Annotated in this window: 11 protein-coding genes and 6 pseudogenes; 1 reads left to right on the top strand and 16 read right to left on the bottom strand. The window is 44.7% G+C overall.

Going from position 1 to position 17,087, the window contains the following annotated elements; genetic code table 11:
- Positions 1-81: 81 nt before the first annotated feature.
- The 11 genes and pseudogenes from JCM10519_RS08565 to JCM10519_RS08525 form a co-directional block, all read right to left on the bottom strand.
- Positions 82-1,101, bottom strand: coding sequence for an LCP family protein (locus JCM10519_RS08565; RefSeq protein WP_054738611.1), 1,020 nt, complete (start codon positions 1,099-1,101; stop codon positions 82-84).
- Positions 1,102-1,179: 78 nt separating this feature from the next.
- The gene (locus JCM10519_RS27975) at positions 1,180-1,575 is read right to left on the bottom strand and encodes an HAD-IA family hydrolase (protein ID WP_347843590.1); all 396 of its coding nucleotides are present in this window, start codon (positions 1,573-1,575) and stop codon (positions 1,180-1,182) included.
- Positions 1,576-1,637: 62 nt separating this feature from the next.
- Complete coding sequence (locus tag JCM10519_RS27970) at positions 1,638-1,832, bottom strand: HAD hydrolase-like protein (RefSeq protein WP_347843589.1); 195 nt, start codon at positions 1,830-1,832, stop codon at positions 1,638-1,640.
- A gap of 155 nt (positions 1,833-1,987) precedes the next feature.
- A pseudogene (locus JCM10519_RS08555) lies at positions 1,988-3,904 on the bottom strand (fructose-specific PTS transporter subunit EIIC).
- Positions 3,904-4,820, bottom strand: a pseudogene (gene pfkB, locus JCM10519_RS08550) (1-phosphofructokinase). Before pfkB ends, JCM10519_RS08555 begins: the two co-directional pseudogenes overlap by 1 nt.
- 277 nt (positions 4,821-5,097) lie before the next feature.
- Positions 5,098-6,300, bottom strand: coding sequence for a methyl-accepting chemotaxis protein (locus JCM10519_RS08545; protein WP_054738609.1), 1,203 nt, complete (start codon positions 6,298-6,300; stop codon positions 5,098-5,100).
- A 32-nt stretch (positions 6,301-6,332) separates the two neighbouring features.
- Complete coding sequence (locus tag JCM10519_RS08540; protein ID WP_347843693.1) at positions 6,333-7,067, bottom strand: cache domain-containing protein; 735 nt, start codon at positions 7,065-7,067, stop codon at positions 6,333-6,335.
- 323 nt (positions 7,068-7,390) lie between these two features.
- A pseudogene (locus tag JCM10519_RS08535) lies at positions 7,391-8,245 on the bottom strand (MurR/RpiR family transcriptional regulator).
- A gap of 97 nt (positions 8,246-8,342) precedes the next feature.
- Positions 8,343-9,233, bottom strand: a complete 891-nt coding sequence (locus JCM10519_RS27965) for a metallophosphoesterase (RefSeq protein WP_347843588.1) — start codon at positions 9,231-9,233, stop codon at positions 8,343-8,345.
- A complete protein-coding gene (locus tag JCM10519_RS27960; RefSeq protein WP_347843587.1) occupies positions 9,199-9,843 on the bottom strand; it encodes a metallophosphoesterase in 645 nt (214 codons plus the stop codon). The genes JCM10519_RS27965 and JCM10519_RS27960 overlap by 35 nt, the downstream gene beginning before the upstream one ends.
- A gap of 224 nt (positions 9,844-10,067) precedes the next feature.
- A pseudogene (locus JCM10519_RS08525) lies at positions 10,068-11,240 on the bottom strand (cyclopropane-fatty-acyl-phospholipid synthase family protein).
- 239 nt (positions 11,241-11,479) lie between these two features.
- Here JCM10519_RS08525 and JCM10519_RS27955 point away from each other — a divergent pair.
- Complete coding sequence (locus tag JCM10519_RS27955) at positions 11,480-12,451, top strand: DMT family transporter (RefSeq protein ID WP_347843586.1); 972 nt, start codon at positions 11,480-11,482, stop codon at positions 12,449-12,451.
- A 324-nt stretch (positions 12,452-12,775) separates the two neighbouring features.
- Here the strand turns inward: JCM10519_RS27955 and JCM10519_RS27950 are convergent, their stop codons facing one another.
- The 5 genes and pseudogenes from JCM10519_RS27950 to JCM10519_RS08500 all read right to left on the bottom strand — a co-directional run bounded on the left by JCM10519_RS27950 (position 12,776) and on the right by JCM10519_RS08500 (position 17,052).
- Positions 12,776-12,955 (bottom strand): hypothetical protein, encoded by a 180-nt coding sequence (locus JCM10519_RS27950; RefSeq protein WP_347843585.1) that lies wholly within the window; start codon positions 12,953-12,955, stop codon positions 12,776-12,778.
- Positions 12,956-12,998: 43 nt separating this feature from the next.
- Positions 12,999-13,154 (bottom strand): hypothetical protein, encoded by a 156-nt coding sequence (locus JCM10519_RS27945; protein WP_347843584.1) that lies wholly within the window; start codon positions 13,152-13,154, stop codon positions 12,999-13,001.
- Between the two features lie 44 nt (positions 13,155-13,198).
- Complete coding sequence (locus tag JCM10519_RS08510; protein ID WP_054738601.1) at positions 13,199-13,573, bottom strand: MBL fold metallo-hydrolase; 375 nt, start codon at positions 13,571-13,573, stop codon at positions 13,199-13,201.
- A gap of 465 nt (positions 13,574-14,038) precedes the next feature.
- Positions 14,039-15,336 (bottom strand): annotated as a pseudogene (gene eno, locus JCM10519_RS08505) (phosphopyruvate hydratase).
- Between the two features lie 439 nt (positions 15,337-15,775).
- A pseudogene (locus JCM10519_RS08500) lies at positions 15,776-17,052 on the bottom strand (NCS2 family permease).
- Between the last annotated feature and the right edge of the window lie 35 nt (positions 17,053-17,087).

Genomic DNA, 17,087 nt, shown 5'->3' with positions numbered 1-17,087 from the left:
TTTGAACAGGAAAAGGCCTGTAAAAGACATAAGAAGAAAAACTTCCTTCTGCCCTTTACAGGCCAAACACCTTTTCAGCCCTTATTTTTTTATCCGAAGTTCGATCTGTCTGCTGATTTCTTTTACCGTATCGGAAGGCTCATAGTTTTCTTCATCAAACAGAAACTGGTGAAGCCTTATTACGTTTGACTCCAGGGTCACAGGGACAACACAGTCTCTTTTTCCGATCATCACATCCTTAAGCTTTGACGGGAAGCCTTCCGTTTCAGTCAGGTGAAACCTTTTTACATTTTTCATCAAGGGAAGCATATCCTTCATACCGATGCTGGTGGATATCTGGGGAAGCACGGCGGTAACCACCTTTGTTAAGGTTGCCGCATCCGCTTCCCTGGCCTTTTTAAGCGCCAGGTCCACTACCTCTCTCTGCCGCTCAGTACGCTTAAAATCCGTATCCATTTTCCTGAGCCTTGCATAGGCAACTGCCTGGACCCCGTCTAAGTGATTAGGGCCTTCCTGCTTTAAGTGATGGGAGCCTACGCCTGTAGATTCCACAGTTTCCGTAATAAAGCCATTAATCACCCGGAATTCCTCATGGCTGATATCCACATCGATCCCTCCCAGAAGATTGATGGCATCCGCAACGGCTTTCCAGCTAAATGATGCATAATCGTCAATGCTTAAATCCAGATTTTCCCTTAAAGCCTCAATGGCCTGTATATGGCCTCCTTTAAAATACGCCTCATTGATCTTATCATACCGCTCCTTATCATCGATTCTTAAATAGGTGTCCCGGTAGACAGAAACCAGACGGATTTCTCCGGTGCCAAGATCTACATTAAGGATCATCTGCATATCCGACCTGGTACCCTTTCCCAGAGTTCCTTCCCTGGAATCCACGCCAAACACCGCCACGGTCCAGTAGCCTTCCATTTTTTCCTGGGTCTCAATGCTTATATTCGGATTTTGCATCTGAGGGATCTGTACATTTGGAGCCCTCTGGGGCATATGCATGATGTTCCAGGTATATCCCAGCATAATCCCTATTAACGCAGCCCAGACAGCCGCTATCATAATCAATCCCCATTTTAAGTGATTCGTCATAGTTCCTCCCACATTGCCAAATAAAAAAGAAGAGATACTCTTACATATCTCTCCTTAATTTACCATTATTTTTAAATTTTATTCAAAAATATGCTTGATCTCATCGGGATGGCTGATCATGTACCTGGGATGAAATGCTTCCAGCTCCGCCCGGTCACGAAACCCCCAGGTTACGGCTGCTGTATCCATTCCGGCATGAATGCCTGTCTTCATATCCGTATTGGTATCTCCAAAATAAAGGCACTCCGAAGGCTTTGCCTGAAAGTGCTCTGCTGTCATAAAGGCTCCTGAGGGATCAGGCTTGCATTTGACCCCATTGCCCTCCCCGGTAATTAAATCAAAAAAGCCTTTGCCATAAACAGCTTCCACACATTCAACGGCCCGTTCATGGCCTTTGTTGGTAAGTACCCCGATCTTGATTCCCTTATCTTTAAGAAACTTCAAAAGCTCTGGCATCCCTTCGTATGGCTCCACCTTGTAAAGGCAGTTTTTCTCAAAGGTATCCTCATAAAATGCAAGGGCTTCCTCATAATGGGTCAGCTTATCATCTCCCGAATAAATAAGGCCCGTTCAACCAGCTTTTTAAATCCATCGCCTACAAATTTCTTGGTGTGATCCACATCAACCGGCCCATATCCAAAATGCTCCATGGTCAGGCTGATGCTGTAAGCCAGGGATTGAATGGTATTGATAATGGTACCGTCCAGATCAAATATACAGCATTTATACATCGTTTTCTCCTTCCTGTTCTTTTACTGCTTAACCCCTTTCTCTGACGATTCTATCCTGCTTCTTAAGATTATAAAACATAACCGGAAAAAAAATCCACCCATTTCCAGGATGCAGTAAAGCGCCCCAGCCGCAACGCCGGGGCGCCTTAAACACCTTATTCTGTTTCCAGATTCTTCTTTAACGCTGCTAATATAAGGCAGCCTGCGGCAGAACCTATGATAATGGCTATCAGGTATCCAAAAGGATTTCCAATGGTAGGAAGGACAAAAATACCTCCATGAGGCGCCCGAAGGTGCAGCCAAGAGCCATGGAAAGACCGCCTGCTACTGCAGAACCTATGATACAGGAAGGAATTACACGGATTGGGTCAGCGGCTGCAAAGGGAATGGCTCCCTCAGAAATAAAGGACAATCCCATAATATAGTTAACTACACCTGACTGACGCTCTTTTTCCGTAAATTTCTTTTTGAAAAATGTGGTGCAGAGAGCAACAGCAATAGGCGGAACCATACCGCCAGCCATAACAGCCGCCATAATATCAAAATTGCCTTCCGCTAACTGAGCCGTACCAAACACATAAGCAGCCTTATTCACAGGACCGCCCATATCCACGGACATCATGCCGCCGACCACAGCACCCAGAATGATCTTGCTGGTACCGCCCATACCGTTCAGCAGGCCCGTAATTCCATCGTTAATAGCGCCTACAAAAGGATTGATAAAGGTAGTTACCACGGCTACAAGTAAAATACCGATGAGCGGATATAAAAGAACAGGCTTGATTCCTTCCAGGGACTTTGGAAGCTTGCTGAATGCCTTTTTAAGCATGATCACAATGTATCCGCCGATAAAACCGGCTAATAAAGCTCCAAGAAAGCCTGAGTTCACGCTTCCACCTGCCGGGTTTGCAAAGGTGGCGCCCATTTTAGCAATAAGTCCGCCGACAAATCCCACTGCCAGGCCGGGACGGTCCGCAATGCTCATGGCAATGTATCCTGCCAGAACCGGAAGCATCATTCCAAATGCCTGCTCTCCAATGGTCTTTAAGTAAGCGGCCAGGGGAGTGTTCTTGCCAAAATTAGAAGGATCAATGGAATAATCGTCAAACAGGAAGCCAGAGCAATTAAAATACCTCCGCCGATCACGAAAGGAAGCATGTGGGAAACGCCGTTCATCAAATGCTTATAGATGGAGCGGCCGACATGTTCCTGCTCCCTGTCCTCTGATGAGGAAGCAGACTCTGAATGATGGTAAACAGGAGTCTCTGTGCTGACCGCTTTTTTGATCAGTTCTTCTCCCTTTTGGATGCCTTCCGTTACAGTGGCCATGACCACCCGCTTTCCGTCAAACCGGGCCATATCCACCTTTTTATCTGCAGCTATGATGATTCCGTCCGCTGCAGCAATCTCATCCTTTGTAAGGACATTGCCGGCGCCTTCTGCTCCGTTGGTCTCTGCCTTAAGCGCAATCCCCAGCTTCTTCCCCTGCTGCTCCAAGTTCTCTGCCGCCATAAAGGTATGGGCAATTCCCGTAGGACATGCAGTCACTGCCAAAACCTGATATCCGGTGCGGGCCTTTGCCCCAGGTTCTGATTTTTCTTCTCTCTTCTGATACCGTTCTGATTCTTTATCGTCAATGAGACGTAAAAATTCTTCCTTTGATTGGGCTTTCATTAAATCACTTTTAAAATCCGGGTCCATGAGAAGGGTAGAAAGCCTGGATAATGCCTCCAGGTGGACATCTGCTTCTCCTTCCGGTGCTGCGATCATAAAGATCAAATGGGCAAGTGAGCCGTCAAAAGCTTCATAATCCACGCCCTCCGGCACTACCATGCAGAAAGGCCCGGCTCCTTTACTGCCGCTACCTTTGCATGGGGAATGGCGATTCCGTCACCCACTGCCGTGCTTCCCAGCGCTTCCCTTGCCAGAATCCCTTCCTTGTATCCGGCCTTACCCTTAAGCCTTCCGCCGGCTTCCATTAAGTCCACCAGCCTGTCAATGGCCTCTTCCTTGCCGGAAACCTTTACTCCCAGTTCAATGCTTTCCTTTTTCAGCAATTCTGTAATTCTCATCAAAACCCCTCCTTTGATAATTCTTCATACAGTCTCATAATATCTTCCTTGCCTGCAAGCCCCTCTGAGAAGCGCTGGCGCTTCCCGCTGCGCTTCCTAAGCGCAGGGCGTGCTTATAGCTGCCGTTTTCCAGGTAACCTGCAATAAATCCGGCCACCATGGAATCTCCTGCTCCTACGGAATTCTTCACCGTTCCCTTTGGCACTCCCATCCGGAACACTTCCTCTTGTTCCGTAATCAGGATAGCTCCGTCTCCTGCCATGGAAATCAGCACATTTCTGGCGCCTTTTTCCTGTAGGCGCTTTCCATAGCTGATGATCTCCTCCGGGCCATGAAGGGTTACGCCAAACATCTCTCCCAGCTCATGATTATTGGGCTTAATGAGAAATGGCTGGTAAGGAAGTACATTAATAAGCAGATCCTTTGTTGCATCCACCACCGTACGGACTCCCCTTCCGTCCAATGACCTCATGATCCGCTCATAAATGTCATCGTCAATGGATTTTGGAATGCTGCCAGATAAGACCAGAACATCCCCGGCCGTCAGACGGTCCAGTTTTTCAAAAAGCTGCTTTACGTCTTTTCCGGTGATTTCAGGACCCATGCCGTTGATCTCTGTCTCTTCCTGGGATTTAAGCTTCACATTGATCCTGGACAGCCCCTTTTCAACCCGGATAAAATCCGACTGAAACCCAAGGCCCTTGACTCCCCGTTCAATTTCTTCTCCGGTAAACCCTGCCACAAAGCCCAGTGCGGTATTTCCATACCCCAATGTCGATAAAACCGCAGATACATTCAGTCCTTTTCCCCCATAATAGATGCTTTCCTGCTCAGTTCTATTGACAGCTCCAAGTGTGAAGTGATCTACCCTTACGACATAATCCAATGCCGGATTAAATGTTACGGTGTAAATCATATGTCACCTCTCCTTTTATCTATAAAATTTTATTTCTTCCCTCTCCTATAATATAATACGATTACTTTATTTCGTCAACACGTTTATTCGAGAAATATTATTTCTTACTATTTTTCAGGATTTTGCACAATTTATCTCTTCTATCCGGAAGAAAAAACCTGCTTTTTATGCTAATTGACTTTATAATATTTCCTGAACGAGTTTAAAGTATTCATACCCAATACCTATATAAAAAGCAGGTTTACACAGTCATCATAATCTTGTGCAAACCTGCCGTCTATATGCTCTTAATGAGATATTTTATTAAAAGACCTTTTTTCTTTATTATAAATCTTGCAATCTGTTCTTTCAGTAACTGCGCCTGTGCCGATAATTCCTGACTGGTAGCAGCGCTTTCCTCAGCGATCGCCGCATTGGTCTGAACAACACTTGAAATCTGTTCAAGGCCCGTTGTAACTTCTTCTAAAGAGGAAGACTGCACCTCTGTTTTTTCTGAAATTTCAGCTATATCCGAAATAATTTCTCTGGCCCCTGTCACAACATTTCCAAGTGAAGCCGCTGCAATCTCAGCAAATTTAGCCCCCTCCTGTACGGAATGAAGAGAACTTTCAATTAAAACGGTAGTATTCTTAGCTGCCTCTGCACTCTTTGACGCAAGATTCCTCACTTCATCCGCAACAACTGCAAATCCTTTTCCTGCTTCTCCGGCCCTGGCAGCTTCAACAGCCGCATTAAGAGCCAGTATATTAGTCTGGAATGCAATATCTTCAATCGTCTTTATAATATTTCCGATCTGGCTGGAGGTTTCAGTAATATCACCTATGGACTTAAGTAGTTCATTCATCTGTTTATTACTGTTTACCAGCTCCGTTCCAACGATCTCAGCTTTATTATTGGCATTATTGGCGTACATTGCGCTTTCCTTGACCTGATTGGTGATCTCCATGATTTTGGCAGAAAGTTCTTCTACCGAACTTGCCTGTTCAATTGACCCCTGGCTCAGGGACTGGGAACCGTCAGAAAACTGTTCTGCACCGGTTGCCACCTGTTCAGCCGCTACTCTCATTTCGCTGAAGGTATCATTTAGTGAATCCAAAATACGGCATAAATCAAGCTTTATTTTATTAAAATCTCCTATAAAGTCTCTTTCAATTGAAATATCCAGATTGCCTGAAGCCACATTTTCAAGCACCTCTGAAATTTCATTGATATAGCCGCCCAATACCTCCGAAGTTTCCGAAAAGATTTTAGCCAACAGCCCTAATTCATCTTTTTTATAAATCACAGCCCCATTGCTGTGAGAAAGATCGCCTTTCCTCATCTTTTCTGCAAGCCCCATGACAGAATCCACCGGAGCAAGGCCTTTCTTTAGCGCCACAACACTGACCAGTATCAGTACAGCTAAACCAATCATACCAATGCCGGCTAATGCTAAAGTGATCTTTGTTACGGAACTCATGGCCTCGCTTTCATTCACCACAAAAGCACTGGACCATTTAACATCAGTCCCATCTAAATTAAGGCTTTATGAATAGCCAATGCAGTCTTTCCATCAGAATAGGAATTCCTGATTTTATCTGTTACAGAAGTTCCGTTTGCTACTGCCTTCAAAATCGTTTCATAATCTGAAACAGACTTAGGCACGCTTCCTACGATTCCTTTATCCGCCGTATGGGCCAGACAAGTTCCATTGCTTGTAACAATATAGCTGTATGAAGTCTTATATCCTCCGTTTGCATAACTTAATTCTGCAATACTGGACATATCAATATCGCAGTTTGCAACGCCTAAAAATTCGCCGCTTTCATTTACAATAGGATAGCCCAATGTAATCAGCCAAACTTTTTCTCCTGTAGAAAGCTGGTATTCATATGGTTCTGTTACATGAATCGATAAATTTGTTTTAACAGGTAAATAATAATCTGCATTTCCATATGTATCATAATCATTTAAAACATCAAGTCCTATGCCGGAGCCATCACGGAAGGCATAATAAGAAAGTCCGTTTGGTGTATTCGGCATAAATTTGTTTGGTTCAAAAGCAAAATATGCTGAAAATATCTTGTTATTATTCAATACCCCCTGCAAAGATTTTTGCACCATTTTGTTTGCTTCTTCTGGGCTAAGTGTTTGATACCTCTGTACTTCTAAAGATAATGCCTGGGAAAATACCAGCATGCTGTCCAAATATGACCTCACTTCTTTGGCATTTTCATCTGCAATATAATTCAGCTCTTTTTCCGTCATTTTAGTTACGGTGCTGCCCGTCAGCAGACTTAAACAGGAACACATTGCGGCAATGACAATCAAAATTATAATTGCCATTGTAACCGGAATTTTTACTGAAAGTCTGTTTTTCCATAGTATTTTTCCTTCGTTCATCTTAATCTCCCTTTTCAATTATTCCCGGACAATTGTTGCATTGCCCGATCCATCAACTTTACTGAATTATATCGGCTTAGATGAATTCATTCATAAGTTTTCTGTTTCAACTTTACATAAATTTTAAGTTTATATGGGAGCTGACCCGGAAGGCATAAGAAACCGCCGGTTTTGCCGGCGGTTCTGATTTATCTTTTATCATCAGAAATAGCAATTTCATGGCGCCTGATGCGGTCATGGGAATCTTCTTTGCTGACTGATAAAAACAGGTATAATATTTCGATCACTGTTGTTGCAGATACTCTGGAAAAGCAGAACTCTCCTAAAAGGAGCTTTTCCCTGGTAGCCGTGGTAATATGGTAATCACAGGCCTGGCCAAGAGGGGAGGACTGATTGTTCGTAATGGCAATGATCGGCGTATGGTTTTCCTTTGCTACCGCCACCAGGGTCATCAGCCGCTTGGAAAAGCCGGAATTGGATATGACGATGATAGCGTCCTCTTCCTTAAGATTGCAGGTATAAGCCATCTGCGTCTCCCAGATGGTGCCGGAAACGGCTGGAATCCCCAGTTGGTTGAATTTAAAAGAGCCATCCAGGGCAACCGGTATGGTATTTCCCACCGCCACCAGCTGTACGGTTCTGGCATGCTCGATCACAGACAGGATCCGGTCTAACTCTTCCGGGTCCATCATGGATATGGTCTGGGTCAGTTCCGCTACCTTATTGGCCAATATATTCTGCAGGGACTGGGCAATGCTGTTCCGGCTGATGTCATTGGAAACCTCAATGGAATTGCCCCTTTCCTCTGCTACCTCTTTTGCCAGATTGATCTTTAAGTGATGAAACCCATGAAAACCGCACCTTCTGCAGAATCTGGACACAGTGGCATCACTGGTTCCGCTGGCAAGGGCCAGCTCCGCTACCGTCATATCGATTATTTCACTTTTATTTGCCAGGATATAATCCGCAATCTTTTTTCCGCTTCAAAAAAACGAATCATAGGATGAGCAGAGAACACCGGATACGCTAATATTTTCCTGCATAAACCATCTACCTCGAACTTTGTGTAATTTTGTTTCATAATTATATCACGACATGAAATATATTGTAAAGAGGCGTCCCCTGCTTTTCCCTTCTGGTTCACTCCTTTTTCTGAAGCTCACACTCCCAGTTATTGTGGTCCTGCCCCGTGTCTTTAAGGATCATGCCGATTTCATCAAACATCCTGCTATCTGGCAGATTTCTCTGCCATAGGCGGAAGGCTTCCTCAGAGCGTATTTCTTTTGCGTCAACAGGAATCCCCTCACAATAGGATCTGTTAATATCCCCATACAGCCCCGCCATCTTTTCCACCTGTTCCTCGGGCAGGTTCCTGATCCTGCCGGAAATCTGGCTGCTTACCACCTCTACAAGAAATTCTGTCCCGTATTCCCTGAAATTAAGAAGATTTTCATCAGGAATCCCCGTTTCTTTTGCCCAGCGTTCCACATCCGTTTCTTTGGTGGTATAAACCAGCCTTTCATCTTCGGTCCATTTAAGTATGCCGTACCTGCAGGGAGAAATGGCAAAGGAGTCCGCAACCACTTCACTGATATGGTACGCATCCCCGCTCTCTCCCGGCTCCGGCTTATGTTTTTTCGTCCTCCGCAAGTGCAGATGGCCGCTTATGTAAAGAGGTACCCTGTAAGATTCCAAAAGGGAGATAACATTCTGGCTGTTTTCCAGAGTACAGTCGGTTGGATAGAGGATGCTTTCCTTTAACAGGTTATGATGAGCTACCGGTATTACGGTTATCCCCTGATCCCTTGCTTCCTCAAGCTGCTCCTTCATCCACGCCAGGGTTTCTTCTTTGATCCTTCCCCCAACCTTGTTAAGGGGGTCATACTGGGCAGAGTCAAGCATGAGAAGCCAGTTCTTCTCATCCAGCCCGTAAACATAGCTTAAAGAATTCTCATCCCGGCTCCTTGCCTGGTCATACCCAAACCGGCGGTAAATATTATAAAATCCTTCGGGATCTACGATATCTGCCACTTTTTTTCTCCTTGCCGAAATAGGAGGCTGAAGAATAATTGTTGATATCATGATTGCCGGGTATGACAAGTACCTTTACTCCCTTTTCTTCCAGGATCTCAAGCTTTTGCGCCAATGCTTCATGGCCTGCCTTTTCCCCATTAAGGGTCAGATCCCCGCTTAAGATCACGGCAGAGGGTTTAAGCTCTTCCATTTCAACTGTAAATGCGTCCATGAGCTGCGGAATATAATGGACCAGCTTTCCATCGTCACGCTTTTCCATCTCCTCAAAAGCTTCACCGTAATCCGTAAGCTCCGGAGAATAATAATGAACATCAGAAGCGACTACGATCACAGGAGGCTTATATTCCTCTGTCTCTTCCTCTGTTTCTTCTCTCTCAGCAGGCTTATCCGGCCTTTTTTTCCTGATCTCTTTCTTACTTTCCGGCTCCCTCATCCCGCCGCCTGCTTCTGTCTCAGAGGCTGTATCGTCTTTATTATCTGTGCTTTCCTCCTGCCCCGGGCTGTCTGGGCTTTCCTCATAGGGACTGCCGGAGGTTTCCTTCCTGTCGCGGTCGGAGGTATCCAGATGATCCACAACCATGACAATGCCAAAACAAAGGAGAATCATGATTGTATAAATCAGAACCAGGAGCCAGTTCTTTTTTTCTTTTGTTCATGTTGTTCCACAAAAATCCCTTTCCACTTCCTGTCAGTTTTATCCTATGGAATCATAACATGCTTTCCAAAATACGGCAACTATTTCTCCTCATCAAAACAGACAGGACAGGCAGATGATCCAATGGTCGGCAAAAGCCGCGGCTGACACACATGGGCAGCCACGGCTGTTTTCATTTATTCATACCATCTTGTCATGGGAAGTTGGTTGTTTACTCCCTTGGATACAAGAATCTGATGGAGATCAATGACCCCGTTATTGAAAGTAGCGGCACAGGCGCTTAAATATAAGTCCCACATTCTGGCAAACTCTGTTCCCATTTTTTCTCGATCTCGGAACGGTGGTCATTAAAATTCCTTCCCCACAAAAGCAGGGTCCTGCAATAATGGCGGCGGAGGCTTTCCACGTCCAGGGTGTAAAACCGGTGTTCACTTAAAATATTGATGATCTCCCGAAGGCTTGGTATGGTGCCTCCCGGAAAAATATATTTCTTCATCCATGGATCGCCGGGATATTCTTTTAGGGCGCTGATATAGTGAAGAAGAAGCAATCCGCCGGGATTTAGCACTGTCTCCGCATTTTTTTATGAACAGCTCATAATTATTCCTTCCCACATGCTCCAGCATGCCAACGCTGACAACCCGGTCAAAGGTCCTGCCCCAGGTTTCTAAATCCCGGTAATCCATTAATTCCACCGACACCCTGCCCGTCAGGCCTTCCTCCCTGATCCGTTCTTCAAATTTCTTTTTCTGTTCTTTGCTTAAGGTGATCCCAACTCCCCGTACCCCGTATTCCTTGGCAGCCCTGATCAGCAAAAATCCCCAGCCGCAGCCGATATCCAAAAGGGTCATATCCTTTTTTAAGTACAGCTTCTTTAATATCCTCTCCACCTTATTGCACTGGGCATCGTGTAAAGTATCGCTTTCTGTCTTAAAATAGCCGCAGGAATAGCTCATGGTATCGTCAAGCCACAGGCGGTAGAAATCATTGCCGATATCATAATGGGAAGTGACTTCCTTTTCCTGATTCTTTTTGGACTGGGATGAAAAAATCAGCTTCTTAAGCTTTCCCTGATCCATTGAAAATTTCCCCATCTGGCCCAGGAAATGATTCAGTGCGTGAAACAGATCCCCTTCCACATCAAGGTTTCCTTTCATATAGGCCTCTCCCAGTGCCAGAGAAGTGCTGGTCAGTAAATCCTTGCCCTGGATGTCCTCTTTCATATCCACGATAAACGTCGGATTGCCCTCTCCGATATGATAAGTCTCTCCGCGAAGCTTTACATCAAAAGGATGCTCGTCAAATCTCTGTAAAAAGGAAATTAAAAAGTTGTCTGTCATGGTTTTCATGATTTTTCCTCCAATCTGCTTTTTATTCCTTATGAGATTTTTGCCCGTTTTTTATGATTTCATAAGCCTTGTTTTTGGCAAAATACCATTTTTCCAATATCAGAGGCATTCTGCAGGACATTTTTTTATGTTCTGTGCTAAAATTTAATCAACCGCCAGGCAAGGAAGAGCCAGTAATATAACGAGATAACTGCCCTTCCTTTAAGGTGGCATAATATTACTTACAGGAGCAGACAATCATGAATGAGCAGAACCATTTATACGGACACCTGGCCGCAGGATTCTCCATATTCGTATGGGGGACCACCTTTATCTCTACCAAAGTTCTTCTTGAGGCCTTTACCCCTCTTGAAATTTTGTTTTTCCGCTTTCTCATCGGCTATGCCACCTTATGGCTGGCTTGTCCCCGCCTTTTGCGGACGAAAAGCAAAAAGCAGGAATGCCTTTTCGCAGCTGCCGGAATCTGCGGCGTGACCTTATATTTTTTAATGGAAAATTTTGCCCTTACCATTACTCTTGCTGCCAACGTCAGCGTGATCATAGCCGCAGCCCCCTTTTTTACAGCCCTGTTTGACTGGCTGTTCTTAAAAGGAGAAAAACCCGGCCCCCGTTTTCTGGCCGGATTTTTGATTGCCATTCTTGGAATCAGCCTGATCAGCTTTCAAAGATCATCAGGTATGAGGACAAACCCCAAGGGAGATCTTCTTGCACTGGCTGCCGCTGTTACCTGGGCCGCTTATTCCGTAATCACAAAAAAAATAGGCGAATACGGCCATGGAACCGTTGAAACAACAAGGCACATTTTCTTTTATGGCCTTCTGTTCATGGTTCCTGTACTGGCAATTCTCCCCTTCCGTCTGGGCTTTTACCGATTTGCTGACACAAAGAACTTATTAAATATTCTGTTTTTGGGCCTGGGCGCTTCCGCCCTATGCTTTGCCACCTGGAATTTTGCCGTAAAGGATCTGGGCTCTGTAAAGACCAGTGTTTACATCTATGCGGTCCCGGTAATCACCGTGATCTCATCCATGCTCCTGCTAAATGAACGCGTCAGCTTCCAGTCTGCCTGGGGAATCGTGCTGACACTTTCAGGTCTTATGGTTTCTGAAAGCAAAGCCCGGTCTAAAGGCTTTCGTCTTTGGCGGAAAAAAACAAGGTTCTGCCCAAAATTAATTTCCTCATCTCCCAGGGTGCATATGGAAAGAACATAGCCTCCCTCCAGCATGGTCTGGTGAAAAGACGCACCTGGAACAGAGCATGCAAAAGAAGCCTCCTCCTTCCATTCAAAAGAAATGGTGGACAGGGGAATGGTAATACCTAAGCCTGTCGCCTTAAGGTAGCTTTCCTTTAATGTCCATATTCGGAAAAAATACTGGGAACGTTCTTCCTCCGATATTTCCTCCATACGGCGTCTTTCGGCATCAGAAAAAACCTTTTTAAGGATATTTTGCCGGAAGGACCGTATCCTCTCCACATCGATTCCCAACTGCCTGTCTCCAATTGCGCAGGCCACCATGCCATCTGTATGGCTGATGTTATAATGGATGTGAGGAAAGTCCTTTAAATAGGGTTTGCCATGCTCCCCTTTTAAAATGACCGGCTGATTCTGTAATTCTGAACTGATTCCATATAAATCCTTCAATCCCGTATAAAGAAGCTTTTTTTCCAAGCTCGTGCTCCTGCTCCCATTTTTTTCTTTCCTTGGGAGGCTTCATACCGTTCCAGATAAATCCGTACCATACCGTCTTAAACCTTTGTCTAAATCCCTGCCTTGTTCCACGCCCGGTTTTCCACCGGACCTCCATGGCCGAAATATACCTTTCTTGCGCCAAGGGCGCTGATCTTATCCGCGCTTTTTAACATCTCCGCCCTGTCCCAGTACACCAGGGACAACCCCGGATAAAACATGTTCATCAGTGCATCACCAACAATAGCAGCTTTTTCATCAATATCAATTCCTATGGACCTCTGGTATGGCCAGGAAGCCCCATGATCCTGGCATTGATCCCATAATCCTTCAGCCAGTCTCCCTCATTTATAAAAATTTCCGGGGTAAATTCAGGTATCCGGTCTGTTTCTGAGCTTTTCGCTGAAACCTCTGCAACCGCCATTCCCAGCATCCCCTGAAAACGGAGAGGTTCACTAAAATTATCCTTTATAAGGCTTAAATCCTCCTTATGTATGGCTACCGGCACTCCCAGTTTCTTCTTAAGATAGGCCGTATTCTGCACATGATCCACATGACCATGGGTGAGCAGGATCAGTTCCACTTTTGTTTTCCGGCACTGTGCCAGTATTTTTTTCTTCCGATCCGTTCCTTCCTGTATCCACAAAAATGGCTCTTCCATGTTCCTCAATCAGATAGCTGTTCACACTCCCGCACCTGATCCGTTTTACTTCTGCCAACTTTTTCATCTCTCTTTCAAATACATTTATTTCTGCAGGCAATGAGCCCGGCTCAGGATTGCCTTTGGCGCCATTACGCTATTGTTCATTGTATTGAAAGAAGGCCTTGTATATTCACGATTTTTTTTCTATCTTTTTCTGTATATACAATCGATTACTCCATTTTCCATCTTAGGGAGTACCAGCTTTAAAAGCACCTGTTTTCCGGTTTTTTTCAAACAGGTAGACCCCAGATCTGACTTCCATCTTTTTATGGTTCAAACGTCTCCTCATTGGATTTCTTATGGCTTATAGCATATCATCTTTTGCCTCTTTCATCAATTCCTTTTCCACTCTATAAAACAGACCCGGCAGGTCTGTCATTTAAGACCTGCCGGGTCTTCCCCCATTTCTTATGACCGCCGGATATGGAATGCTTCCATTCCCGGATAAACCGCACTTCCTCCCAGTTCTTCTTCAATCCGAAGCAGCTGGTTATATTTTGCCACACGTTCGCTTCTGCTTGGTGCTCCTGTCTTAATCTGACACGTATTAAGAGCGACTGCCAGGTCTGCAATGGTGGTATCTTCCGTCTCACCGGAACGGTGGGAGGTAATTGCCGTGTAACCTGCGCTGTGAGCCATCTTAATCGCCTCAAGAGTTTCTGATACAGAACCAATCTGGTTAAGCTTAATCAGGATAGAATTGCCGCATCCATTCATGATTCCTCTCTTTAAGCGTTCTGTATTGGTTACAAACAAATCATCACCAACCAACTGGACCTTGCTGCCCAGTTCTTTTGTAAGCTTTTCCCAGCCTTCCCAATCTTCTTCATCAAGGCCATCCTCAATGGAATAAATGGGATATTTTTCGCAAAGCTTTTTCCAGTACTCAATGAGTTCCTCAGAAGTAAAATGTTTCCCGCATTTGGGAAGGATATACTCTCCCTTGCTGGCTCCCTTCCACTCACTGGAAGCTGCGTCCACAGCCAGGACAAAGTCACGTCCAGGTTCATAGCCTGCCTTTCTGATGGCCTCAAGAATCAGTTCAATGGCAGCCTCGTCGCTATCCAGATCCGGTGCAAAACCACCTTCATCTCCTACAGCAGTAGCCAGGCCCTTTGACTTTAATATGGATGCCAGGCAATGAAATACTTCCGTACACCACCGGAGTCCGTCCTTAAAGCTGGAGGCTCCTGCCGGCATGATCATAAATTCCTGCACATCTACTGTATTGGCTGCATGGCTCCGCCGTTTAAAATATTCATCATAGGAACCGGGAGACGGTTGCCGGTTATTCCGCCTAAGAAGCGGTAAAGGGGAATTCCCATGCTCATAGCTGCTGCTCTGGCGCAGGCGATGGACACTGCTAATATCGCATTGGCTCCAAGTCTTGACTTATCCGTTGTCCCATCTGCAGAAAGCATTGCCTGGTCAATGGCATAAATATCGGAAGCGTCCATTCCCGTGATTGCGTAATGAATCACTGTATTGATGTTATGAACTGCATTTAAGACACCTTTTCCGCCATAGCGGGCCTTGTCCCCATCCCGAAGCTCCAGAGCCTCAAATTCACCGGTAGAAGCACCGCTGGGCGCCGCTCCCCTGGCTATGGTTCCGTCTGCCAGATGTACTTCAGCCTCTACGGTAGGATTTCCTCTGGAATCAATAATTTCTCTTCCTATTACTTTTTCAATCTCCAGATAATTCATGGTTTTTCTCCTTTTCTTTTAAATGATTTCTACAATGGAAAGGATTCCTTAAGGGAAGTCTTTCCAATTTCCATGTTTCATCATTGATCATCATATAAAAAACTTTTCTGATGCCGTTCTGTAAGCTGCAGCCTCATTCCAAATTCCAGGAATGGACCGCTTTGGCAGCCATACTACATTAATATGGCTTATTTCCATAATTATTATGAGTTAGTTACTCCTAATTCACATTGTGATTATAGCACATTTTACCAGAAACTTCAATACTGACACTGATAATTATTACTAACTTCTCCATAAAAGAAAAAAAGCTTCTGCCCCTGCATTACACAGAGACAAAAGCTTAAAATTGTATGGTCCTATTTTTCTTACTTTTGTTACAACAGTTTGTCAGGCGGATATTCACAATCCGCTTCACTGCCTGATTCGGTTAAATTAATTACAGAAATGCCTGTAATACAAAGTTTACAATAAACAGAATTGTTGCCACTACAATAATAGGATTCAGCTCATTTGCTTTCTTTTTGCAGATCTTTACGATGCAGTAGAAAATAAACGCCGTTGCAATTCCATAAGAAATACTGTAACAAAGCGCCATGAAAACGCCTGCAAAAAAAGCCGGAATTGCTTCTTCGAGCTGGGTCCAATCAATCTCCTTAAAGGAAGAAATCATCATACAGCCAACAATAACAAGGGCTGGTGCCGTTGCCACAGATGGGATTGCACTGATAAAGGAGGATAAAAATGCACTTAAAGCAAAGCAGGCAGCTACAACTACGGAAGTAAGGCCGGTACGTCCGCCGGCTCCGATTCCTGCCGCACTTTCCACATAGGTAGTCGTGTTTGAGGTGCCAAAAATGGCTCCTATGGAAGTCGCTGTGGCATCTGCAAATAACGCTTTATCCATCTTGGAAGAGAACCCTTTACCTGACTCTAAGGAAGCTTCGTCCTCCGCACTAAAGATTCCGCTTCTGCGGCCTGTTCCAATGAAGGTTCCGATTGTATCAAATGTATCGGATAAGCTGAAAGAGAAAATAGTAATCAGAACAATAGGAAGCTTTGTCATATCGTTAAATAAGGCAGGAAGTCCGTCTGCCGTAAAAATTACGCCAAAAGTAGTTGGAAGCACTGACAAGGCTTCTGAAAAATTAACGGTATCGCCTGTTTTTGTAATGCCTAATGGAATACCGATCAAAGTTGTTAAGATAATGCCAATTAAAATACCCCCCTTTACGTCCATCACAGTCAATACAACAATTAATACAAGACCTATGATAAATAATATAAGTGCTTTTGTTGAGATCACAGACATTGCAGGGACGCCTGCCGTAAAATTGATGGCACCTGCATTCAAAAGACCTATGTATGCAATAAAGATACCAATCCCACCGCCGATGGCATTTTGCAGACTTAGAGGGATGGCTTTAATAATATACTTACGGATACTGGTCACAGTGATAAAAATATTAAGGAGTCCGCAGATGAAAACCATTGATAAAGCCTGCTGCCATGTGAACTTTAGTGCAAAACAAACCGTGTAAACAAAAAAAATGCGTTTAATCCCATACCAGGTGCCTGAGCATATGGCACATTGGCCACAAGGCCCATAATTAAGGTACCTATAATCGCAGAAATGATGGTCGCTAAAAATACTGCTCCCCACTCCATGCCTGCCTGGCTTAATGTATTAGGATTTACTATAACTATGTACGCCATGGCAAAAAATGTGGTGATTCCGGCTATAACCTCAG

Source organism: Clostridium sp. NkU-1 (assembly GCA_001312405.1).
This window is presented reverse-complemented; position numbering and strand designations above follow the sequence as displayed.

Coding starts and splice junctions, on each gene's coding strand:
- JCM10519_RS08565 (WP_054738611.1), bottom strand. CDS start 1,101: ATGACGAATCACTTAAAATGGGGATTGATTATGATAGCGGCTGTCTGG.
- JCM10519_RS27970 (WP_347843589.1), bottom strand. CDS start 1,832: ATGTATAAATGCTGTATATTTGATCTGGACGGTACCATTATCAATACC.
- JCM10519_RS08540 (WP_347843693.1), bottom strand. CDS start 7,067: ATGACGGAAAAAGAGCTGAATTATATTGCAGATGAAAATGCCAAAGAA.
- JCM10519_RS27960 (WP_347843587.1), bottom strand. CDS start 9,843: ATGATTCTCCTTTGTTTTGGCATTGTCATGGTTGTGGATCATCTGGAT.
- JCM10519_RS27955 (WP_347843586.1), top strand. CDS start 11,480: ATGAATGAGCAGAACCATTTATACGGACACCTGGCCGCAGGATTCTCC.
- JCM10519_RS27950 (WP_347843585.1), bottom strand. CDS start 12,955: ATGAAGCCTCCCAAGGAAAGAAAAAAATGGGAGCAGGAGCACGAGCTT.
- JCM10519_RS27945 (WP_347843584.1), bottom strand. CDS start 13,154: ATGAACATGTTTTATCCGGGGTTGTCCCTGGTGTACTGGGACAGGGCG.